This is a genomic window from Gardnerella sp. DNF01141 (assembly GCF_049244255.1).
GTDB classification, from domain to species: domain Bacteria; phylum Actinomycetota; class Actinomycetes; order Actinomycetales; family Bifidobacteriaceae; genus Bifidobacterium; species Bifidobacterium vaginale_E.
This window is the reverse complement of sequence record NZ_CP058391.1, coordinates 676225-698900: the sequence shown is the minus strand read 5'-3', so window position 1 is coordinate 698900 and position 22676 is coordinate 676225. Positions and strand designations below refer to the sequence as shown.

15 protein-coding genes and 2 tRNA genes are annotated in these 22676 nt (G+C 42.3%); 12 read left to right on the top strand and 5 right to left on the bottom strand.

Annotated features, from left to right (window positions below):
* The first annotated feature begins 116 nt into the window (after window positions 1-116).
* The 3 genes from HXT35_RS02590 to HXT35_RS02580 all read left to right on the top strand — a co-directional run bounded on the left by HXT35_RS02590 (window position 117) and on the right by HXT35_RS02580 (window position 2756).
* Window positions 117-296, top strand: coding sequence for a hypothetical protein (locus tag HXT35_RS02590; RefSeq protein ID WP_004129530.1), 180 nt, complete (start codon window positions 117-119; stop codon window positions 294-296).
* Between the two features lie 31 nt (window positions 297-327).
* Window positions 328-401, top strand: a tRNA-Gly gene (locus HXT35_RS02585).
* 159 nt (window positions 402-560) lie between these two features.
* Window positions 561-2756 carry a hypothetical protein gene (locus HXT35_RS02580; RefSeq protein WP_004129533.1) on the top strand — a complete coding sequence of 732 codons (2196 nt, stop codon included), beginning with the start codon at window positions 561-563 and terminating at the stop codon, window positions 2754-2756.
* A gap of 155 nt (window positions 2757-2911) precedes the next feature.
* Here HXT35_RS02580 and HXT35_RS02575 read toward each other — a convergent pair whose 3' ends face one another.
* Entirely contained in the window at window positions 2912-4735 is a 1824-nt protein-coding gene (locus tag HXT35_RS02575) for a GH25 family lysozyme (RefSeq protein WP_421777523.1), read from the bottom strand.
* Window positions 4736-4864: 129 nt separating this feature from the next.
* Here HXT35_RS02575 and HXT35_RS02570 point away from each other — a divergent pair, with 129 nt between their 5' ends.
* Both HXT35_RS02570 and HXT35_RS02565 read left to right on the top strand, forming a co-directional pair.
* Entirely contained in the window at window positions 4865-5845 is a 981-nt protein-coding gene (locus tag HXT35_RS02570; protein ID WP_004129098.1) for a glycosyltransferase family 2 protein, read from the top strand.
* Between the two features lie 109 nt (window positions 5846-5954).
* On the top strand, window positions 5955-7631 hold the full coding sequence (locus HXT35_RS02565; RefSeq protein WP_421777522.1) for a glycosyltransferase family 39 protein: 1677 nt from the start codon (window positions 5955-5957) through the stop codon (window positions 7629-7631).
* Here the strand turns inward: HXT35_RS02565 and HXT35_RS02560 are convergent.
* Entirely contained in the window at window positions 7566-8564 is a 999-nt protein-coding gene (locus HXT35_RS02560; RefSeq protein WP_004127399.1) for an EamA family transporter, read from the bottom strand. The two genes, HXT35_RS02565 and HXT35_RS02560, sit on opposite strands and share 66 nt — an antisense overlap.
* A gap of 19 nt (window positions 8565-8583) precedes the next feature.
* Entirely contained in the window at window positions 8584-10374 is a 1791-nt protein-coding gene (locus tag HXT35_RS02555) for a phosphotransferase (RefSeq protein ID WP_004127398.1), read from the bottom strand.
* Window positions 10375-10589: 215 nt separating this feature from the next.
* Here HXT35_RS02555 and HXT35_RS02550 point away from each other — a divergent pair, with 215 nt between their 5' ends.
* Window positions 10590-11723, top strand: a complete 1134-nt coding sequence (locus HXT35_RS02550; protein ID WP_004127397.1) for a LicD family protein — start codon at window positions 10590-10592, stop codon at window positions 11721-11723.
* Between the two features lie 142 nt (window positions 11724-11865).
* Here the strand turns inward: HXT35_RS02550 and HXT35_RS02545 are convergent, their stop codons facing one another.
* A complete protein-coding gene (locus HXT35_RS02545; RefSeq protein WP_004127396.1) occupies window positions 11866-14289 on the bottom strand; it encodes a glycosyltransferase family 2 protein in 2424 nt (807 codons plus the stop codon).
* A 164-nt stretch (window positions 14290-14453) separates the two neighbouring features.
* Here HXT35_RS02545 and HXT35_RS02540 point away from each other — a divergent pair, with 164 nt between their 5' ends.
* Together HXT35_RS02540 and HXT35_RS02535 are read left to right on the top strand one after the other, a co-directional pair.
* Entirely contained in the window at window positions 14454-15278 is an 825-nt protein-coding gene (locus HXT35_RS02540) for an ABC transporter permease (protein ID WP_004127393.1), read from the top strand.
* A gap of 61 nt (window positions 15279-15339) precedes the next feature.
* Window positions 15340-16608 carry an ABC transporter ATP-binding protein gene (locus HXT35_RS02535; protein WP_004127390.1) on the top strand — a complete coding sequence of 423 codons (1269 nt, stop codon included), beginning with the start codon at window positions 15340-15342 and terminating at the stop codon, window positions 16606-16608.
* 66 nt (window positions 16609-16674) lie between these two features.
* Here HXT35_RS02535 and HXT35_RS02530 read toward each other — a convergent pair whose 3' ends face one another.
* Window positions 16675-18810, bottom strand: coding sequence for a glycosyltransferase (locus HXT35_RS02530; protein ID WP_050543257.1), 2136 nt, complete (start codon window positions 18808-18810; stop codon window positions 16675-16677).
* 91 nt (window positions 18811-18901) lie between these two features.
* Here HXT35_RS02530 and HXT35_RS02525 point away from each other — a divergent pair, with 91 nt between their 5' ends.
* From HXT35_RS02525 to HXT35_RS02510, 4 genes are all read left to right on the top strand, one after another.
* The gene (locus tag HXT35_RS02525) at window positions 18902-20149 is read left to right on the top strand and encodes a UDP-galactopyranose/dTDP-fucopyranose mutase family protein (RefSeq protein ID WP_004127387.1); all 1248 of its coding nucleotides are present in this window, start codon (window positions 18902-18904) and stop codon (window positions 20147-20149) included.
* A gap of 109 nt (window positions 20150-20258) precedes the next feature.
* Window positions 20259-20343, top strand: a tRNA-Ser gene (locus tag HXT35_RS02520).
* A 161-nt stretch (window positions 20344-20504) separates the two neighbouring features.
* Window positions 20505-21503, top strand: coding sequence for a DMT family transporter (locus HXT35_RS02515; protein WP_004127386.1), 999 nt, complete (start codon window positions 20505-20507; stop codon window positions 21501-21503).
* Window positions 21504-21545: 42 nt separating this feature from the next.
* Window positions 21546-22556, top strand: coding sequence for a ribokinase (locus HXT35_RS02510; protein ID WP_004127384.1), 1011 nt, complete (start codon window positions 21546-21548; stop codon window positions 22554-22556).
* Window positions 22557-22676 lie beyond the last annotated feature (120 nt).

The following is a 22676-nucleotide window of genomic DNA, read 5'->3' as shown; positions in this document are numbered from 1 at the left end:
AGTCCGCAGCTGTTACTTTCTTTACAACGCTGTAAAGTAACAATCGCTGTTGTGGAACATTTTCCGGAAATTTCTCCGGCTTTTGTCGCTGTTTCTGCGTGGGTGTCTCATTTTGCTTGTTTTGGAACACTGGTGCAGTTGGCGCTCGCGCGGATTACGCGCTCGCTTACGAAACTCGCGTTGGAAGTCCACTGGACTTCCAACTTAAGCGAGTTTCCGCTCCGAGTTACCTTCGCGCGCTACGCTCTAAGCGCGAAGGTAGGTCGTCGCGCGAGCAAACTTGCTCTATGTCGTAAGCTTCTGTATACTTAAACAAGTTGCTATTTTGCGGACGTAGCTCAATGGTAGAGTCTCAGTCTTCCAAACTGATTACGCGGGTTCGATTCCCGTCGTCCGCTCCACTTTTTGAAATTCGTTTTTGCTCTATATCTTTTCCTATATATTGTTTTGCTCTATATCTTTTATTGCGTTTCTAATATTTCCCTTCATCCATCATGAGTTTGCAATATACTTGCATATCAAAGGGCATAAAGAATTTATAGTTGATTAGGAATACGGAATTGCAAAAATTTTTAGAAAAATTTTTAGAAAAAAATGACGCAATACGAAAAATATTACCTTTCGTAACAATATTTGTAATAACTGGTCTTATTGCAATCGCATTCTTCAGTAACCTTTATCTTGCGTACAACTCACGTAATTACGCGCAAAAACCTCTTGTTTTAAGCAAAGCAATCATACCGGATTCCAGCAGTTACAACGAGCAAACCGGTGAAAAAAATAACAGAGAACAAGCGCAAATTATCGGCAATTCCATTTCTATCCCAAATTCGGGAGCAGACGTAATATTAAGCGGAATTAACGAAAATACTAAAGCTTTGAAAATCGAGTTGCAGCAAGAAAAGCCTTCAACTTTCGTCACCGGCACGTTGGAAATTGAAGACTTTGGCATTGCGCCAAACGCCTACACTTTAGCGGATTCTTTCCAAATGTCTACCGGAAAGCACAATACTAGAGTTCTTCGTTTTGAAAGTCACGGAACTGCGTACAAAGCTAAGCTGCATTTTAATCAAGCCGGAGCTCCTTTTACTCTCAAAGCTGTAACAGTAAATCCGCCTTTTGTGCTGCATGTAAACTTTGGAATGTGGGCAATACTTTTCGTTGTAAGCTCGCTTATATTCTTGGTGTATAAGAAAAAGTGGTACTTGCTTAACTACGACCGCCACAGTCTTGCGCAAAATATAGTTTTTTGGACAGTATGCGCAATTCTTATGGGATTCTCGCTCTATCTGTGCTTTATTGTGTACCGCGGTCACGGCATACGAGTGCCGTTCCCATCTGACTTATATGATCGCGTCAACGGAAATCCGTACACCGAACAGCTTAAAGCTTGGAAATCAAACTCTTTGGCTTTGTTGCAGCAGCCGCCTAAAGAATTAGTAGAATCTGCAAATCCGTTTAGCTGGGGCGAGCGCATGGACTTGGGCTCTAAAGGGGTATCCATACCTTGGGATGTTGTGTTCCACAACAATCATTACTACTGCTACTTTGGCATAGTGCCGTTCCTTCTCACTTACTTGCCTTTTAATCTGCTTTTCCCGCATGCAGTTCCTTCAGCAATATTAGTTGTTACAGTATTTGCGGTTGCTATTATTCCGTCTATGTTCGCTCTTCTTAAAGAAGTTGTTGAATTCTTTGCAATACGCGCCAATTACTGCCTGTTTTTGCTTGCTGCAGCAGCCTTCCCATTCGGATGCTTAATCTTCTACTTGCAATCTTCAGCATCCCTTTACTATATGCCTCTTCTTAGTGCAATACTGTTTGGAATCTTATTTGTATACGCTTCTCTTAAAGCTGTGCGACTTTACGCAACTCGTCCGCGCGTGGGGTACGCGCTTTTTGCTCTCGCTGGAATAAGTCTTGCTTTGCAATGCGGATCTAGGCCAAACGCGTGTATTCCGGTTGTTGCTTTTATAGCGCCGTTGTTTATTGCGCTACTATTTGATTCAAAGCGAAGTATTTTAAATCGCGTTGCTGCAGCTTCAAGCTTCCTTGTGCCTGCGATTGTAGGCGTAGCTGGAATATTAACTTATAATTACTTGCGTTTTAAGTCTTTCTTTAATTTTGGAAATGAAGAGCAACTTACTAATTTCGATTTGCGATTTAATAGTAAATCTTTTGACCCTACTAAGATTCGCGATATTTTCCTTAATTATTTCTTAAAACCTTTTAATATTTCGGAGAATTTCCCGTATATTTCTATACCTTGGGCAAATAGTCAAGGCTACGGAAATTCTTTCTACACGCATATGATTTTCGGTCTTATGATGATTCCGCTTTTCTGGTGGCTGTTTACATTAAGACGTAGGTTTATGCAAAAAATTGAGTATATTATGACTGTTGTTGGATTAGTAGCATCCTTCTTGTTGCTGTATCTTAACTACTGCTTAGGTGGCAATTTGTACCGCTACTATTGCGATTCGATTATTATATTTATTTTGATTGCAATAATGAGTATGCTTCACAGAGTTAAGCCTTATAGCAAAGATCTTGATGTTACTTGTGAAGAAGATTGCGCAATTGCTGAGCAATCGTCTTTGCGTTTGTATATTCCAGCTGTGCTTTGTGCAGCGGCAACTATTGTAATAGTTGGTTTATTGGTATTCAGTAATCATACTGAGCCGTCTGCTGATATACAAAATGTAAACCCTGATTTATTCCTTAAGTGGAGTGATTTATTTACGATTGGTCGCTGATTTGCGTATTGACTGATACGCGTTGACTAATACGTATTTATTTACGTGTTGCGTATTGATTTGCTGCATTGATTACGTATCACTAATTTTGCATATAAAAATGGCCGGCATGCTGTTTAGCACACCGGCCACTTTATTAGATTTAGTAGACTTAATTACTTAGCTTGCAATATAGCCTTTTGGCAAGTCTGACGCCAAATACCATTGCCGTCGTAATGCTCGTCTTCAACAGGAGCACCGAGCTTTTCAAAGCCGCCGCGAGCGTAGTAATCTTTACGAAGATTGAACATAAGAACAAACTTCTTATATTTACCTTGCGTCCAAACGTCGCCGTTCTTGCAGCGTTGACGCCACCAGCCGCCGCCCATATTTTCCTCTTCAGCAACAGGAGAGCCAAGCCAAGCAGCACCGCGATGTCCGTTATAAGAGTCGCGTAACTCAAACTGAATCACGTACTTAATGTCTTTGCCTTGCGTCCAAACGTCACCGTTCTTGCAGCGTTGACGCCACCAGCCGCCGCCCATGTTCTCCTCGTCGGAAATAGGCGATCCAAGTCGCGAATAGCTTCCGTGCTTGTAGTAGGAGTCGCGCAATTCGTACTGGATTACGTATTTCTTATCTCGGCCTTGCGTAAACACGTCGCCATTCTTGCAGTGCTGACGCCACCAGCCGCCGCCCAAGTTTTCTTCGTCTGCAATAGGAGCGCCAAGACGAGTGAATCCTCCGTGCTTGTAGTAGGAGTCGCGCAATTCGTACTGAATTACGTATTTCTTATCTCGGCCCTGCGTAATAACGTCGCCATTCTTGCAGCGTTGACGCCACCAGCCGCCGCCCAAGTTTTCTTCGTCTGCAACAGGGGCGCCAAGGCGAGCGTATCCGCCGTGACCGTAGTAGGAGTCGCGCAATTCATACTGCAGAATAAAGCTTTTATCTCCGTTGGTCCAAAGATCGCGGCGATTTGCTTTCTTGCTTACTTTCCAGCCGTCTCCAACATCTTGCGAAGAATTTGCGCTGGTGTTTGTAATCGTGTTACCAAACTCAGAAACGCCATTGATTTCGCCGCCATCAGCCATTCCAAATGCGTTCAAATCAACGCGACCATCAATGCCGTTCACACTGCCGCTTGACGTATACTGCCATCCGCGCAAAGCTGTAGAAATAGGGAAACCTACGCGAGAACCGTAGCTAGCAACCCAGCTTGTGCGCTCGTGAATATACTGAGAATTTAATGGTCCTCTCAAATAATTCGTATAAGAGTAAACGCCGAGCTTATGGTAGCCTGCAGAAACTAACTGATTCCACCAGGAAGCAACAATATCCTGGTAAACGTATGGGGATGTTGGTGGTCTATGACCGCTCCAGCTCCACCTTTCCAAGTCGTAGTAAACAGGGTAAGTCAAATCTTCAGGATCTACTCCAGCGCCCTTCAAAAGATTGACAACATCCGCACCTTCAGCTGCACCATCTTCCGGCTTTTCTGCGTAAGAATACATGTAAATGCCAAATGGAATACCAAGACGCTTGCACTCGCTAATATTGCGCAAAGCCTGCTTATCGTAGCCATTATCCCAACCGTAGCTAATGCGAATAATCGCGCCGTCTATGCCAGAAGCTTTTACAGCATCCCAATCAATTTCTTTTTGATGCTCAGAAACGTCAATAACACCTTTGGCGTTTTTAACGAATGCGTCGCCGTTTCCGTCAATAAAAGTAGGTGAGCCATCGGAATCTTCCCAATGAGCGCCATATTCATTTTCAGAATGAGATGTTTGACGCACAACGCCAGAAGCATGAGGTTGCACTATAGGATTTGCAACATTATTTTTCAAAGAGCCAGTAGGCAATGAGGTCTGTTTAGGTGCTACAACGTTCATAGTAAATGCGGTAGCAATTGAAGCTAATCCAGCTAATACACGCACGATAATCTGTCCCACGAGTCCTCCAGACATGTTTTTTACGTGTTTATCTGCTACTACCATAGCAACAGCACCATAAAATTGGCGCAAAATCAACAGAAATGTCGTTTTTAATTTCTCTACGTGACTTTAGATTCTTGTACTAGACTATACTGTCTACTTGTAAATACAGTTTCTGGAGATTGTTAGATTATGAATACTTCGTTAAACAGCGCGCGTGAAAGTGTGCCAATTTTGTACATTGTTGTACCTTGCTTTAACGAGGAAGAAGGTCTTTCTAAAACGGCGACGGTTCTTCAAAATAAGATGACTAATCTTATGGATCAGAAACTTATTCATTCGTACAGTCGCGTAATTTTTGTTGACGATGGTTCAAAAGATTCTACTTGGAATTTAATCGCCTCATTTAATCGCAAAAATCCTTCACTTTTTGGCGGTGTAAAGCTTGCGCATAATCGCGGCCACCAAAATGCGCTGTATGCGGGTCTTATGTATGCACGCGAGCAAGGTTGTGATGCAGCAATTTCTATGGATTCCGATTTGCAAGATGATGTAAACGCTGTTGATGAAATGCTTAAAAAGTTTGCGCAAGATGGTTGCGAAATTGTTTACGGCGTTCGCTCTTCGCGCAAAAAAGACACTTGGTTTAAGCGCAATACGGCCTTGGCTTTTTATAAGATTTTCGCCTCAATGGGTGCAGAAGTTGTGCCAAACCATGCGGATTACCGTTTAATGAGTTCGATTGCGTTGGAAGCTCTTTCTGAGTACAGCGAAGTCAACTTATTCTTGCGCGGAATTGTGCCAATGCTCGGTTTTAAAACCGGAAAAGTTTATTACGAGCGTGGAGTAAGAACGGCTGGCGTTTCTAAATATCCTTTGAAAAAGATGATTTCCTTTGCTTTAGAGGGAATTACATCGTTTTCTGTTAAGCCGCTGAAATTAGTTACGTATATGGGCTTGCTTTCTATTGTTATTGGTTTTGCAATGTTTATTTACGTAATTGCGTCGCTGTTTACTAATCACACTGCTGTTGGTTGGTCTTCGCTTATGTGCTCAATATGGTTTATTGGCGGATTCCTTATGATTTCTATGGGTATTCTTGGAAGTTATATTGGCAAGATTTATTTGGAATCGAAGCATCGTCCGCGCTACTATATTGAGCAATCTTTGTAAATATAATATAAATATAATTTTGTAAATACGATTTTTGTAAATACGATTTTTATAAATAATCTTTGTAAAGGCACTTTGTAAAAGTAATCTTTTAAAGGGGTTTGAAAGTATGGTTAAGTGTTTGCAGAATATAAGCGTAATGCTTGGGCGCTTTTTTAGTACTGCCGCACTTTGGTGCGCTGCAGTATTTTTCAGCGCATTATCCTTGCTTAATCTAGTTATTTCAGCTCATCTTTTACCAGGTGACTACACTCTTGAATTTTTATGGTTCCAGGCTCCATTCGTAATTGCTATAAGCGCAGCAATATTCTTTATTATTGCGTTTTTACGAAAACGTGAGCTTATTAATAAGTTGCGTATACGCTACGTTGCGGTCGCTGTTTTTGCTTATGTTTTTGTGGCAGGTTTAATTTGGGTACATGTTACTCACGCGTGGCCGGAGTGGGATCCAGCATACCTGTTTAGTGCAGCGCAATATTATGCAGATCCTAATAGAACTCCTGTGGTTTGTGGAGTTGACACTTCGGAATTATCTTGGATTGTGTGCCCGGGCGGCTACTTGACGCGCTTCCCATTCCAATTCCCACTTCTTTGCCTTATGCGATTTTTGGTAATCGTTTTTGGTCCTAACGCATACACGGCGTTTGAAGTTTTGAACGTATTATGTGCGGCTATTACTGGCGTTCTTATTGCGTACTACGTGAATTTATTATTCCGCAATAAAAATGTGACGATTCTTTCTTTGCTTTTTTACGCAGCATTTTTGCCTATGATTTTTTACGCGACTTTTGCTTACGGCAATACACTTTGCTTGCCTTTTGTGTTTGGAGCGCTTATTTTTCACGCAAAAAATATTCGTGGCGGCAGTTGGCGTGATGCAATGCAATCGTTGATCTGCATATTCTTTGCAATATTACTTAAGTCTACTATGGTTTATTGCTTACTTGGCATGATTGTTGTGTGGATTGTGTCTGCTTTGCGTTCTAAAAAGTGGGAGCATGCTGTTTGCGTGTTGCTTGCAATCGCGTTCTTTGCTTTAAGTAATGTTGCTGTGGCAAGTTCAGCTGCTTCTTTCGACCATAATGCAAAAGATGGTTTGCCTTCTACAGTTTGGCTTGCAATGGCAACGGATCCTGCCAGAAAAGGCGGTCCAAATAATCCTGGCTGGTATAATGGGTACCCAACTAGCTTTGATGTTGCAAGCTACAATAAAGAGACTATAAAGAAGGAATCTACGGAATTTTTACAAAATAATCTTAAGCATTTTGCAAATAATCCATCCGATTTACTTAGTTTCTTTACTAAAAAGTTTGCGGGAGAGTGGCTTGAACCAACTTACGAATCTTTGCTTGCAAGCAGTTGGAAGTGGAATGGTCCGTACAGGCAGATTTTAATCGATCGCAAAATGAATCCTGCTTTGCGCTCGCTTTATTCAGGAAAGTTAAATATGGTTGTTTTTACTTTCCTAGATGCTCTTCAATTTATGCTTGTTGCGTTTACGGCAGTATTTTTGTTCGTATTGTTGCGTAAAAGAAAGTCTCCTTCTTCTTTGCCTAAGATTTCTTGCGAATTTTCTTACGAATACTTGACTACGCTTTTGACTCCGCTTGTTATAGTGCTAGGAATGGCCGTGTTATACATTGTTTGGGAAGCGCAGTCTCAGTACATTCTTCCTGCGTATTTGCTTATGATTCCGTTTGCAGCTCGTGGCTTTGACATGTTACTGACGTGCTACGAAAACCGTGCTGCACATAATAGTAATGCAGCAAATCCAAGCCAAGACTGACGGCATTGTGCATGAGATTATTGCTGTTACTATCATGCTCCAAGCTGCGTAAGTAACGTTTGCAGCCATTGCGCGCGATGCTCCAACTTTCGCAATACCGCGGTAATAGCAAAGGTACGAGCTCACTCCAAGAAGGCCGACAATAATCGCCATTCCTGCTATTTTGAAAGCTTGAAGCGAGCTTGTGCTTAGTGAAATATATGATTCTAATCCTGTGGAAGTACCTGCAGAAGCGCCTGTAGAAGTGCCTGTAGAAGAGACAAATATACTAGAAACAATGGCAATAATCGCAATAATAACGTAAGCAAATGCGGATGTAGTTTGGCGAATATGAAGTATTATTTCGTCGTCTATGCTTTTTTGGCGCGTAGCCCAAGCGCACACAACTGCTTCGCTTCCCCAACCGACTACGCTTAAAATTGCTCCAGCTAAACCAAGTATTGTGTTTGAATTTACGTAAGATTGAGCATCTTGAGCGCAAGAAAAGTATCCTAAAGCAGAAACCGCAATAAGAGCTAACGCAAAAGCTGCATATTTTGCCGCACTTAAGCGCTCGCGAAGTATTAGCGCAGAAAGTACGGTTCCAACTGCAGGGTAGAAGGCGGAAATTGCAGCAGCGTATCCAGCTCCTATATTGCTTGCTGCTAAAACGTATCCGCTCATTCCAATAGGTCCGCCAAGTAAAGATCCTACGATAATAAGTGCCAGAATCCGTGGTTTATTTAGTATTTCAAGCGTTTTATGCCATTTTTTTCGAGTACTTATGTAAATCCACATAAAAATTGCGCATACAGCGTCGTGGAGTAGAGCTCCAAGAATACCAACGAATATTACTGAATTAGTGCTGCTGTTATAGCTAAGAAATGTGGTTAAAACTGCAAGTAGGGCAGTGTCAATTCCCCAAAGGAATCCGCTTAAAAACGCGTATTTCATAAGTACCTAATTTCGTGTTTTAATTGTCGTACATTTTAAGAGATTCATTAATATAGCGTTTTGCGTACCGGTAGTATGTATACATGCAAGTTCCTATGTTCTCGCCTTCCGCTTCTTTAACAAGTGACCACAAATGCCAACACCATCCTGCAAATCCCACAAAAGCCAGTAAATGACGCTTTTCTTGAGTTGACGGAGTGTGTGCTAAATAAATAGGCATAGCTTCGTTTATTTCAGTATCGCTAAATTCGTCCGAAACGCATAACGTGCCAAAATCTTGCGCATAATCAGACATTCCGGCATATTCCCAGTCAATAAGATGGTATCGATTGTTTTGATCTATTAGAATATTTGCACCTAATATGTCATTATGGCAAAGGCAGGTATGTGAGCCGTCTTTAGTAATTACAAAGTTATGAAGCTCGTCAGCTAGAACACTTAGGTCGATGATTTTTTGCGGTATTTCTACATTTCTATCATTAAGTTCTTTCATATAGCGCTGAGATTCTGCGTAAAAATCAAAGTTGCGATGCACACTTTCGTTACTTTCATGCAAAGAACGAACTAATTTCAAGCTTTCTTGTAATTGGCTAGGATTGTGCATATTTGCAATATTGCAATCTGGCAAAAATCGTGAAATCTTCCAACCTTCTTTAGCGTCTGCTGTAATAAAGGTGCCATCTAAACCAAGTTTTTGAGCCAACCTTAAAGCTTCAGCTTCGGCTTGTCTGTTAATAAGCACGTCTGTGCCAACGCCAGGATGCCTATAAACGTATTCGCTATTGTCAACCGAAAAATGGCAAGATAAATTAGTAAGACCTTTTTTAAGCGGATAAACGTTATAAATATCGGATTTCTTGCAGTTAAGCGTTTGAGTAATATGATCAAAAATTGCGCTATCAATATTTTCTAGGAAAAGCGGATCAAATTCGCGCAACTCGTCAATGGAATCAAATTCGTGAATAATTGGCGGATCGTATTTGCGCATTTGCATATCTAGCTCGTCAATATGTTCAATAAAAATATCTTCCCAAAGTTTTCCTGCAGTTTGCGGCAAATCGTATTCTTCCCGAAGAATTTGCACAAATCGCTTAGAAAATTCGGTGTCGAAATACACGTGACCAATCATGTACCAAGCGTCACTTCCGCCAATCGTAACTTTTGTAATGCGATTATGTGCTCCGCAAGTCATACACCATTCTTTAGTGTAACCCTGCTGGAATTGCGCGGAATAGTAAGCTTTCCAAACGTATTTTTCAAAAGGATTTTCGTCGAAATAATTGTCAGATGAGCAAATATAAGTGTTCGATAACTGGTTTGCTACTGCCATAATTGAACTGTTATTATTGCGAGTGTTGTATTCGCTATTTGGCACGATTTTTACGTTAAAAGCGTCTTCTAAGTAGAAAAACTGCTCTTGTTTGTAGCCAACAACAACAGTTATATCGTTAATCCCAGCTTCGCGAAGCTGCTTTATTTGGCGCTCAATAAGAACTTCGCCTTTTACTGTAAGCAAGCCTTTTGGAGTTTCGTACGAAACTGGTGAGAATCTTGACGAAAATCCTGCGGCCATAATAATAGCGTTTTTAACTTTGTGCGGTTCAAGTTCAGCAAGACCTTTAGGTGTAATTTTCAATGTTTCTGACGCTTCAATAAGATGCTTATTTTCTGCGCTTTTGATTGAAGAATTGACTGTTCCGAGCGAAATTCCTGCGCGAGCGGCAATATCTCGCTGACTTATTTGCTGCGAGTTGTTGGTGTTATTTAGTAGGGCAGTAAGTAGCATAAATTCGTTGTGATTAATAGCCATGCGCGTCTCGATTGTGATTGGTGTTTTGCTCATTATATAACAAGCGTTCAAAAATAGCTATTGAATCTTTATTTTGAACAGTGAGAGTATAAATCCGACCAAAACGACTCAGCTATGTAAAGAATAGGTCGCCCGCAAGCAACAAAACGTATATAATGAATAACCATATGACTTATCGAGAGTAAAAGTGGAGAAACATACAGAAGGTGTGAATTATGGCGTCAGTATTTCGTAGATTATTCCGTGGGCTTATTGACCGTTGCCCCTCATCTAAACGTTCAATAAGAAATCTTCGCGAACAAGTTAGCGATTTGCAGAACAGCATAGATTGTATGCAACGTGTGTTAGACGAGCAATTGCCGCAAATTCTTGAAAACCAACGCAATATTCACGTCGATATGCTTACGAATCGTGAGCATTCGTCACTTTTAGGTTGGTCTAATTACAGGCGTGACAATGAAAGTGATTTGGACGCGCGTAAGCGTTTTTACTATTCGCTTCCTAAAGCAACAGGTTCTGTGCGACTTATTCAACGCGGCTGCGCTAGTCTTTTAAGTGAGTTTGCTGAAATTGCGCGCGAGCATAATCTTCAATATTGGGCTGATTTTGGAACTTTGCTTGGTGTTGTTCGTCATCGCGGATTTATTCCGTGGGATGATGATGTTGATCTTGGAATGATTAGAGAAGATATTGATACCTTACTAAATCTTCTTCAAAATGATGAGAAATTGTCGAAACGCTACCGTGCAGTTCTTGTTTTTGATCCTTACGTATGCTGCAGGCAGTTGCGTTTGCGCTACAAAAATCCGGACGATCCTAGCTTTATTGATATTTTCTTCTACGATTATTTGCCTGAGTACAATGAGCAGATTAGACGAAGATTTATTGAGATTCGTAAAACTTTGCAAGATGATTTGCGCTCGCAGCCATTCTATGATGAGTGGCTTAAAGGTGGGTATCGTGAAGACGGTGCTAAGTTTACTAGAGAAATCGAAAGTATTTTTACAAAGTATCGCAAAATTGCGCAAGACGAAAATATTATTTCTAAATCTTCAACTAATGAAACTTATGGTGTTATTTACGGTATTGATAATGTTGATGCAGAATCCATATATATGGTTAGCTGCAAAAACATGTTCCCGCTAAATCAAGATCAATTTGAAGATTTTTCAGTATGCGTGCCAAATGATGCGCAAAAAGTTCTGTACAGTTATTACGGGAATATTTATCAGCTTCCAGCAGACATGTTCTCGCACTTCCAGCATGTTAGTCGCGATTGCCTCGAAAATCAGTGCACTATAAATGCGATTGAGGAAGATATAGCAACAAATCCTTACGCGACTAAGTAAACTCTCGCATGTGTAAGTAAGTAGGTACGTAAGTACAGTAGGTACGGTAGGTACGTAGTTACGTAGTTACGTAGGTGCGTACCTACGCGCGCAAGTAGGCAAATACGTAAGTACGTTCGAGCTTACGCTTAGCTTTAGTAAATTATTTGCTATTTCGCCTCATAAGACGGAACTTTTTCTGCAATTTTGCAATAAACATAGGAAGAGTTATCTTTTTTGCTGCCGTCACGATTTTCTCGCCAATAACGTAGCGTGCAGAAGTGCGAATACTGCTAATTTCTTGCGCATAGTTTAGAGTTTTGCTCTCAAATTTAAGCATACGCTCTTTAAGCCACAAAGTGCGTGAAGCTGTATTTAGCTGCAACTTTTGGAATTCGTTATACGAAAGCTCATCGTAGAAGTAGCTTGGCAAATTCTTAGAAACTTTATCATAATCCATAATTTGCATTACTTCTTGAAGCTTATCGTGAATAATATCTGCCAAAGATTCAGACGTTACTCGCGTATGGCAGTCGTGAACAAAACTGTTCACAAGCGAATTTACGTATCCGCGATTGTATTGATCAAGCAAGCCTTCGCTTTTAAGCCATTCTCCGGTTTCAATTACGGAATCAACTTCAAGAGGAGCTTCATCTTGAACTGCGTGACGTTCAATAGAAAGCCAGAAGTTGTCTGGAATATTAGTGTGGTGAAGGTTTTCGAATCCTTCGTCAGCTCCAACACTGAATCTTCCATAAGCATCTTCGTAAGTTTTAGACAAATCGCAATACAGTATTTTCTGTGCTTTTAATGCTGCGCGAGTTGTAAAAGTCATTAAAGTTGAAGGCAGGTCGTGTTCTCCAGCTTCAGCTTTAGAAGCTTTCAAAAAGTCGGTTCGCCAAATTTTTTGCCAACCGTAACTGTAGCAGCTGTCTAACAAAAGTTCCGGAATATCGCTAGCTTTATAAAGACCGTAACTTACGTCTTTATTAGCATCTTCCGAATTTGTTGGCATAATAAACTGCTGACGCAAAATATTAGATTCTTTAGTTTTTTCTCTATTTTTTAATGCACAATCAATCAAATAATCGCTGTGTTTGCTTTTATTGTTGAAGAAAGCGAGGTCGACGCTGGCTGTTTTACTAGCATTTTTAGTCGTGACTTGGGCAGCGTTTTTGGCTGCATATTTAGCCGCGTCTTCTCCATTTTTTGCACAAATTTCGTTATAATACTGCACCTGATTTAGCGCTTCAGATAGCACTTTTTCGTTAATTATGTAGCTTGAAGGCATAAATATTGTGTATGTGCCGTGAGCGTAAGAAATTGCTTTAGAAAGCATATCTTTAATACTTGCGGTATCTTCATGCGACTGAATTGTAAAACGCTTATCTTTGCTAGTAAATTTTTTGGCAATTGCAATCGTACTGTCGTTTGAATGCGAGTCAACAATAATAAATTCGCAAGGAATACTGCTTATTGAGCTGCAAGCTTTAAGCGAATCAACAATCCAAGAATGAGCATTATGCGTAAATATTACGAGCGAAAGCTTAGGATTTGCCTCCGCTTTTTGTGGCTTAACTTCGTATGACGAGCCGAGGAAATCCATGTAATAATCCATAAATTCTGGCTTAAGGCGTGATGCCATAAGGAAAACTTCTTTTGAATCCATGGAACTAAAAACTTCATAAATAAGTTTGCGGATTTCCGGATTCTTATCGTCAAAACCAAACTCTGTAATCAAGGAGTTTACGTAATCAAATTCGCGAGAATAAAAAGCGTGCAAAATTTCGCGAGAAATATTCTGCTTACTAAGAAACTCGCGCATATCTCGCAAACGGTCGAAAGGAAGATGGAAATCCTTCAATAAGCTAGATGCGCCCGGATTAGTTTGACGATAATAGTAGTACTTTCCAGGATTCCAGCAGATTTTATTTGCTAAAACCATTGTTTGTGCAAAGAAAGGATTATCGGTCCATCCGGCTCCAGGAATTGGCTTAAAACGTATGATTTCGTGATTGCGGTTATCTCCGTTAAGAAAATCTTTGCGGTAAATAGCCGACCAAATAGAAGGATGATGGTAGAAAGGCTCAGCAAATTCGCTAAGATTAAAAATAGTGCGATGCTCAGGCATGAAATAGCACAAGTTTGGCGTTTCTACAGCCGACTTATAACCATCTTTGCCGTCATAAAAAAGCCAGTATCCGCCTTTGATAATATCGAGGGTTTCGCCAGTTTTTCCGTTTTCGTTCGGATTTTTTCCAGCAATCTCAATATTACTTAGCAAACGCTCATACATATGCGGATCAATAAAATCATCAGGCTCAATAATGCTAATCCACTCGCCTTTAGCGCGTTCCAAACCGCGATTGCAAGTAGCTCCGTAGCCCTCGTTTTCCTTTTCAATTACCACAAAGCGACTATCTTTTTTTGCAAAAGACTTCATAATATCGATGGAACCATCTTTACTTCCATCCGAAAACATCAAACATTCCCAATCTTTAAAAGTTTGATTTTGAATAGACTCTAAACATTCTGGTAGAAAAGCTTCAACGTTATAAATTGGAACAATAATCGATACTTTCGGCATACGTACGATGTTAGCATAAGTGGTTTATGAATGTTGATTCAGCGTATTCAAATGCAGTGCTCAATTGTTATGACTAAAGCCTATTTTCAACTATAAGCTCATTTCGTCTAAAGTATCATTTCAATTACAACATAACTGATATTATTAAGAGCGTGAAAAATCTCATGGCTTGTTGTCGTAAAAAGTACGCGTATGCAAATATCGTGCTTCGCGGTTTAGTAAAAACCGATTTTAAGTTGCGCTACCAAGGCTCTTTCTTGGGTGTAGCGTGGTCGGCGTTGAAGCCGTTGATGATGTTTTGCGTTATGTATCTTATTTTTGGCAAGTTTTTGCGAATGACAGACGGCACACCAACATACCCTGTGGTTCTTTTGATGGGAATTAGCGCATGGCAGTTTGTGCAAGAATCCACTTCGATTGGCCTGCGTTCGCTTGTTGATCGCGGCGATTTGCTGCGCAAAATCCATTTTCCAAACTACATTGTGGTGGTTTCGGCAACGGTTGGATCTTTAATAAGCTTTTTGATTAATTTAGTAGTCGTGCTTATTTTTGCGATTATTGGCGGAGTGCATTTTACGTGGAGAGTTATTCTTCTCCCAATAAGTTTGATTCAGCTTTATGCAATTGCAATCGGAATGGCACTAATAATGTCTACTATGTACGTGTTCTTCCGCGATATTTTGCATATTTGGGAAGTTGCTCAGCAGCTGCTGTTTTATGGAATGCCGATTATTTACCCGCTCAGTTACGTGATTAATAAGGGTGGTATTTTTGCGGTGTTGGCAAAGCTTGAACTGCTTAATCCTATAGCGCAATGTATTCAGGATATTCGACACAATATGCTGGCTCCCGAAACGCAACCAACCGTGTGGAGTGAATTTGGATTCTCGTGGATGTCTTGCGTGCCGCTTTTGCTTACAGTGCTAATAGTGTGGCTTGGAGTGTATATATTCCGAAAAAATAGTCGCACTTTCGTAGAAATTATGTAGCGTGCTAAATTTATGAAAATTTTACGATATTTATGACAGTTATGATGTGGAAGTGGAATTTATGAGTAAGTTGCAGGAAGAAGCGCAAGAAGCGGAAGTGCGCAACGACGATATTGTTCTATCAGTCAATCATGTAGGTAAGTATTTTAAACTACCAACCGAGCAGGCAACTGGCTTAAAGCAAGCGTTTATAAATCTTACTAAAGGTATTAAAGGCTACAAAATCCAGAACGTTCTTAAAGACATAAGTTTCGACGTGCATCGCGGTGAATTCTTCGGAATAGTCGGGCGAAATGGTGGCGGTAAATCAACCCTCTTAAAAATTATTTCGCAAATCTACTATCCAAATACCGGAAGTGTAAAAGTAAAAGGCAAGCTTGTGCCGTTTATTGAACTTGGCGTTGGCTTTAATCCGGAACTTACCGGCCGAGAAAACGTGTATCTTAACGGAGCACTACTCGGCTTCACGCGCGCAGAAATTGACGCAATGTACGACGATATTGTGGAATTTGCCGAGCTTGAAGACTTTATGGATCAAAAGTTAAAGAATTACTCTTCGGGCATGCAAGTTCGCTTGGCGTTTTCTGTGGCAATTAAAGCGCAGGGAGATATTCTAGTTCTTGACGAAGTTTTGGCTGTTGGCGACGAAGCTTTCCAGCGCAAGTGCGACGCGTTCTTTACAGATATTCGTAAAGATCCAACTAAAACCGTTATTCTTGTTACGCACGATATGAACGCCGTGAAACGCTATTGCACGCGTGCGATGATGATTAGCGACGGTGAAGTTGCGGCGATTGGAAACACTGAGTCCGTGGCAGATCAGTACACTTTGGCAAATATTGAGGCAGAGCGTGAAAAGCAGAATAAGCTTGGTGAGAAGCTAGGAAAGGGACAGTATGCGCAGGGCTTGAATGCAAAATGTCCGCTGCTTAGAACATATGCTTTGGAAGACAAGATTTATAAGAGCAGCGATACTTTCCGTTTTGCTGTGGAATATCAGTACGACGAGCCGGGTGACTTCTATTTAGCGATTGCTTTACACGACATTCGTCGCGGAGGAATTACTTACGACACTGGTTCTAAAGTGCTGAAAATGCAGAAGCGCGGACACCAAACAGTGTATTTTGAAATGCCATTGAATTTGTTTAACAATGGCGAGTTTACGCTTTTTACTTCTTTGCGCACTCCTAGCCTAACTGAGGACGACTACACGGATTTGCTAGCTGTGGCAGTGGATGCGAACGCTTGCACGTTTGTGATTAGAGATAGTCGTAATCGCGATTATGCTTTGCTAAGCGATCGTGCGATGACGATTAAGCAGGTTTCGTGAAGCAGGTTTCGTGAAACATTTGTGTGAAACATTCGCGGGGATTTCTCTCCTCGCGAGTTTACGTTGCTACTTATTAGCAGTTCGGAAGATTTTATCCCAACTTTCGAAACTTGCCATATCGTAGCTGCGATACTCTCTAGACAGCTTCTTCCACTTACTAAACATTTTTAACGCCAAAAGTACGTCCGCGCGCAACATTTTACGGAATAACCTGCTATCTCGCTGGAAAAGATTCAGAGTAGTGCCATCTGGAGCCGTAACAATTGCAGTATTCACGCCAACAAACGAAGGCCAAGAAACGTCTTGCGCTGGAATAGCAACTTCTGCTTTAGGATTCTTCACATGCTTTTCGTGAGCAAACAAAGCTTTAATCGTTGCGTGCTTCTGCGCCTTACGCAAAGCCTTAGCATCGTGCGCAGTAAACGGACTTACGTGCTCGCGTGAAACCTCACTAATAAGCGCTTCGTCGCTTACAGGCTGCGTGTCACTAAATGCTTGACGCGCTTTACGAACCTCGCCAAGCTTTTGCGGCATTGAATCAACAATATATTGTGGTCCGCGCAAAATATCCTGTAATCCCATATGATGCAAATGCATAGCAGAATACGCAAGTTTTAAGCCGGAAGCTAAGTCGCTTCGAAGCATCTCAATCGCAAAACGTAAACTTGGTTTAGTGCAATGAAGCAGTCCGCAAATCCAACGATTACGCTGGAAGAAATACTCTTCCCAAGTGCGCGAAGGATCTTTATCGTGCCAAGCCTGATGCCAAACCGCCACTCCAGGCAGGCAAATCGTGTGGTATCCGTGCTCAAGTGCTCTAATCGAATACTCAGTGTCGTCAAACTTAATAAACACAGGAAGTGAAAGGCCGATTTCTTTCATAATCGCAGTTGGAATAAGACTCATCCACCAACCGTTGTAATCAGTGTCTATTCGCTGGTGGCGCTCAGGGCAATCTTGCAAAGTAATAGCTGCAAAATCATGATTGTAATCAAGATTCTGTGAAGGCTTCATCCACACATTGTTGCGAGTGAATCGTTCGCCTTGAGTGTAAAGCACAGTGCGATTGTCAAGATGAAGCATCCCGCCGCCAATAATAGCAGGCTTAATTGTGTAATCAGCAAACTGAAGCGCGCGAAGAATGCACTCGGTTTCGCTGATTGCGTCGTCGTCGAGAAGCATAGTGTAGCTGCTTTTTCCTGCTTTAAGCGTTTCAAACATGCCGCGAGAGAATCCGCCGGAACCGCCTAAATTAGCCTGCTGAATATACGTAAGCTGGCTGCCAAGATTTGCGCTTGTTTCATTAAATCCAGGCTGATTCTTAACTAAATCCGTACCCTGATCTGTGCAATAAATTGTGTCAAGGCGCTCGCGAAGTGCTTTGTTTTCTGCTATTGCCTTTAGCTGATTGTGGCAGTACGAAGGGCGATTAAACGTAGTAATAGCAATAGAAAAAGTACTATTTGGTTGCTTCTGTTTTCCTGATTGCACTTTATTTTCGCATGGTACGCTCCACTCGGCACTGCTAACAGTTAGGCAGCTAGAATCGCTTGCTTTAGCTTCAAACCAAAAATATCCACCGTCTGCAAGACCTGTCATAGGTATTTCGTAGCTAATAATTTGAGCAGATTGTGTTTGCTTATCTTGCGTTGACGGATTGCCTTGAGTTGGCTGCTTATTAGTGGAATCAAACTCAAACTTTTGAACCGGATACGTAAGTCCGCGGCCGGTCGAGCGCATAAGTTGCAACGCACCTGCTCCATCAACTTGCGCTGTAAACTTAACAGTTTTTACGCGCGTCCAATGCTGCCAATAACTCGCAGGAAAAGCGTTAAAGAAAGTGCAAAGCGACACGTGCTTTCCGGCGGCAATGCAAAGCGAGTTGCGCGAAAGAACAGTGCAAACGCCTTGAGTTTCAACGTTTGGCAAGTGGCTGCTAGTATCTGCAAGAAGCTTCTTAAAATCAGTGAGATTTAGATTATTTATATCGATTGCGCGCGTGTTCATGCGAGGATCGAGCACAGTGCGCTGCAAGTAGGAGCGATGCCACGGAATTACATAAAGTGGCATAGTAATTTCCGCGTCTTTTAGCGGGTAAACAACGCGATTTACAACTTCCCAGCTTTCGTTGCTGCTATTTGCGTTACTAATATCCTGCTTGTCTTGCGTTTCTTTGGTTTCTGCACTCATTGCCTTAGTCATATTAGACATTATATATACGTATATATACGCTTAAGCCTATTCTTAAAATGTATTGTGCGTAAAACAACCGAAAGTACGAAAGGTAAATAATATGACGCAAGCAGCAACCTCCCAAAACGCAACTTACCCAGATTTAGTAGTTGTTGGAGCGGGCTTGTTTGGTTTAACTGTAGCTCAGCAAGCAGTGGAGCATACTGGCGCTCGCGTTGAAATTATTGACGTTCGTAATCACATTGGTGGAAACGCTTATTCGTATTTTGACGAGAGCACGGGAATTGAAATTCACAAGTACGGTGCGCATCTTTTCCACACAAGCAACAAGCGCGTATGGGATTATGTGAATCGTTTTACGTCTTTTACTAACTACGTGCATCGCGTTTATGCAACGCATGACGGCGAAGTTTATCCGCTGCCAATCAACTTGGGTACAATTAACCAATTCTTCCACGCGCACTACACGCCAGAAGAAGCGAAGGCTTTGATTGCAAGCCAAGCGGGGGAGTTGGCTGGTAAAGATCCGCAAAATTTGAACGATAAGGGCATTAGTTTAATCGGGCGACCTTTGTACGAGGCGTTTATTAAAAACTACACAGCAAAGCAGTGGCAAACGGATCCTTCCGAGCTTCCTGCTGGAATTATTAAGCGCTTGCCTGTGAGATTTAACTACAATAATCGCTACTTTAAAGACACTTGGGAAGGTTTGCCAACGGATGGCTACACAGCTTGGATGCAGCGCATGATTGACGATCCGCGCATTCATGTTTCGCTTGGAGTAGACTTTTTCGACGAGTCGCAGCCGTTTAATAAGCGTGCGCTGGCGGAGGCTGGAGTGCCGGTAGTTTATACCGGTCCGGTTGATAGGTATTTTGACTATAAGCTTGGCGAGTTAAAGTGGCGTACCGTGGACTTTAAAGAAGTGCGTTACGAGGAGAGTGACCACTTTGGTTGCCCAGTTATGAATTATTCGGATGCGGACGTTCCGTTTACGCGCGCGATTGAGTTTAAGAACTTTAATCCAGAGCGCGCAGAGGTTTCTACGGAGGCTAGTGGTGAGGCTAGTGGTGAAGCTGATTTCGTGCCGGGTAAAAGCGTGAAAGCTGGGGAGACTGTTGTGTGGCAGGAGTATTCGCGCGCTGCAACTCGTGAGGATGAGCCTTACTATCCTGTGAATACTGAGGAAGATAAAGCCTTGTATGCGCGCTATGCGGAGCTTGCAGCAGCTGAGCCGAACACTGTTTTCGGCGGTAGGCTTGGTACTTACAGCTACTACGACATGCACAACGTAATCGACATGGCTTTGCGCGCTTACGAAACGCAAGTAGCGCCTTTGCTTAAGTAATCTCAACTTTCGTTGTCGCGGCGCGCGCGAGTTTGCAATATCTCAAATTCGTGGTATTCTGTTTAAGTTGTTTGCTTAGCGGGTGATTTGCTTGCTAAGTTAGCAGTTTGGAGAATTCGCCTAGTGGTCTATGGCGCACGCTTGGAAAGCGTGTTGGTGTAACAGCCTCACGAGTTCGAATCTCGTATTCTCCGCGCTTAAGCTTCTGACGCTGATTTAGCGTCGGGAGCTTTTTGTTTTCCGGTTGTTGCGCTGCGTGCACCTACTTTACGTAATACGCTCCGAGTATTAGTTGGGCGCGCGTGCAATAATTGCTGCATAATCGCTTGTTTTGGGGATGCGAGGTGAATCTGATATGTCTAAGCTTAAGTTACAAACTGGCTCTAAAACTTTCGACACTTCAAAATCCGCTGCAAAAGCAATAGCGAGTACGCCTGATCGCCCTAATCCTGCATTCAACCATTCAACGAACGCAATACTTATTGGCATTTTGCTAACTCTTTTAGGCGGCGCATTCTGGGGCGCAAACGCAACAGTTTCAAAAATCCTCATGTCAACGTATCGCGTATCTCCTTTGCAAATCGCTTGCGTTCGTCAAATTGCAGCCGGCATATTGTTTACTATTACTGCAGCAGCTTGCACGCCGAAAAAGCTTACAGGAGCAGTAAAATCTGGCCGCACGTGGATCTCGATGGCTGTTACTGGCGTAGTTTGCGTGTTGCTTACGCAAGTTTCGTACTTGTGCACAATCGACTGGACTAATTCCGGAACCGCAACTGTGCTTCAAAGCCTTAATCTTCTATTCGTGTTGGTTTATGCGTGCTTGCATACTCGCCGCGTGCCAACTATTCGCGAAACAATTGGCGTTGTTCTAGCTTTTGCAGGAACTGCTTTAATGGCAACGGGTGGCAATCTTTCTTCGCTTTCCCTGCCGATTATGGGTTTGCTTTGGGGATTGGCAGATGCTGCAAGTACGGCGGCGCTCGCGATTATGCCGGTGAAGTTGATTGCAAAATGGGGAAATCTTACTGTAAACGGCATTACTTTTATTATTTCGGGGCTGATTATGCTTCCGTTTGTGCGTCCGTGGGAAACTATGCCGCCGCTTGATTGGCGCGCGCTTTTGCTGTTTACTTTTACGGTTGTTGCAGGCACTTTTGGCGCTTACTGGCTGTTTCTTGAGGGTATTATGCGCGTAGGTTCTGTGAAAGGAACGCTTCTTGGCGCGAGCGAGCCGGTTACTGCTGCGATTACGGCCGTTATGTTTACGGGCGCTGTTTTTTCGTGGGCGGATTTTGTGGGCTTCGGGCTTATCTTCATAATGATGATTCTTCTGTGCAAGCGTACTGACTGACTTAGGTTATAAAATAAAAATCAAACAAAGAAAGGAATTTTGATGCGCTACCACGATACTTTAGACTCGCTGGATGTATTAGAAAAAGTGAAGGCTGCTGACTGTGCCAACTCTGCTATTGCAGTGGTTGGCTCAATGAACGCCGACTACACGATTGTTGCCGACCGTCTTCCAAAACCAGGCGAAACAGTTAATGGTGGCGAATTGAAGGTTCTTCCTGGAGGAAAGTCTGGAAATCAGGCTGTTTCGGCGGCAAAAATTGGCGCGCACGTGCGCATGTTTGGTGCTGTTGGCAGCGACCAAAACGCCGACTTTTTGCTTAATTCTTTGAACAATGCTGGTGTTGACACCACTAATATTTTGCGCGTCGACAACACTCCTAGCGGTGCAACGGTTATTACAGTTGATGCTCAGGGCGGCGAAAATACGATTGTTTACGCGCCTGGTTCTAATGCGCACGTTACGGTTGCGTATATTGAGTCTGTTAAAAGTGCTTTGACTAGCGCTCGGGTGCTTGGTCTCTGCTTGGAAAGCCCGATGGAAACTGTTACAGCGGCGGCGAAAATTGCGCATGATGCTGGTGTAAAAGTTTTGCTCAATAATTCTCCTTTTGTGCCTACTTTGCCGAAGGATTTGATTGATGCTGCCGACATTTTGCTTGTAAACGAGCATGAGATGGCTCAATTGCTTAATATTGACGAGCCAGAAGATGGCAATTGGGATGGTTTTGATTGGAATCATGCTGCTGAAGTTATGCACAACTTTGGTTTTGATGAGGCTGTTGTGACTTTAGGCGGCGATGGTTCTGTTGTTTTGCAGTATGCTGAGGAAGATCCTGTTTGCCGTATTGCTGCACAGCGTGTTAATGCTCAAGACACTACCGGTTGCGGAGATGCGTTTATGGGTACAATTTTGGCTGGTTTGGCTGCTTCAATGTCATTGCCAGACGCGGCAGCTTTAGCATCCTATGTTTCTGCGTATGCTGCAACTCGCTTTGGCGCTCAGGCTTCTTACGGAACTGCAGACGAAATTCGCGCGTATTTTTCTAAGTAATTTAAGTAATTATTAAGTAATTATTAAATAATTATTTGCGTAATTTATGTGTAAATCACCGGCTGTGTCTAATCCGGCGCGTTACCTGCTAAAATAAAAAGCGACTCTGTCACTGTACAT

Excerpts from the sequence above, each read along its gene's own strand:
- HXT35_RS02570 (WP_004129098.1), top strand. The coding sequence starts at position 4,865 with ATGAATACTTCGTTAAACAGCGCGCGTGAAAGTGTGCCAATTTTGTAC.
- HXT35_RS02565 (WP_421777522.1), top strand. The coding sequence starts at position 5,955 with ATGGTTAAGTGTTTGCAGAATATAAGCGTAATGCTTGGGCGCTTTTTT.
- HXT35_RS02555 (WP_004127398.1), bottom strand. The coding sequence starts at position 10,374 with ATGGCTATTAATCACAACGAATTTATGCTACTTACTGCCCTACTAAAT.
- HXT35_RS02530 (WP_050543257.1), bottom strand. The coding sequence starts at position 18,810 with ATGACTAAGGCAATGAGTGCAGAAACCAAAGAAACGCAAGACAAGCAG.
- HXT35_RS02545 (WP_004127396.1), bottom strand. The coding sequence starts at position 14,289 with ATGCCGAAAGTATCGATTATTGTTCCAATTTATAACGTTGAAGCTTTT.
- HXT35_RS02515 (WP_004127386.1), top strand. The coding sequence starts at position 20,505 with ATGTCTAAGCTTAAGTTACAAACTGGCTCTAAAACTTTCGACACTTCA.
- HXT35_RS02525 (WP_004127387.1), top strand. The coding sequence starts at position 18,902 with ATGACGCAAGCAGCAACCTCCCAAAACGCAACTTACCCAGATTTAGTA.
- HXT35_RS02510 (WP_004127384.1), top strand. The coding sequence starts at position 21,546 with ATGCGCTACCACGATACTTTAGACTCGCTGGATGTATTAGAAAAAGTG.
- HXT35_RS02550 (WP_004127397.1), top strand. The coding sequence starts at position 10,590 with ATGGCGTCAGTATTTCGTAGATTATTCCGTGGGCTTATTGACCGTTGC.
- HXT35_RS02535 (WP_004127390.1), top strand. The coding sequence starts at position 15,340 with ATGAGTAAGTTGCAGGAAGAAGCGCAAGAAGCGGAAGTGCGCAACGAC.
- HXT35_RS02575 (WP_421777523.1), bottom strand. The coding sequence starts at position 4,735 with ATGGTAGTAGCAGATAAACACGTAAAAAACATGTCTGGAGGACTCGTG.
- HXT35_RS02560 (WP_004127399.1), bottom strand. The coding sequence starts at position 8,564 with ATGAAATACGCGTTTTTAAGCGGATTCCTTTGGGGAATTGACACTGCC.
- HXT35_RS02540 (WP_004127393.1), top strand. The coding sequence starts at position 14,454 with ATGGCTTGTTGTCGTAAAAAGTACGCGTATGCAAATATCGTGCTTCGC.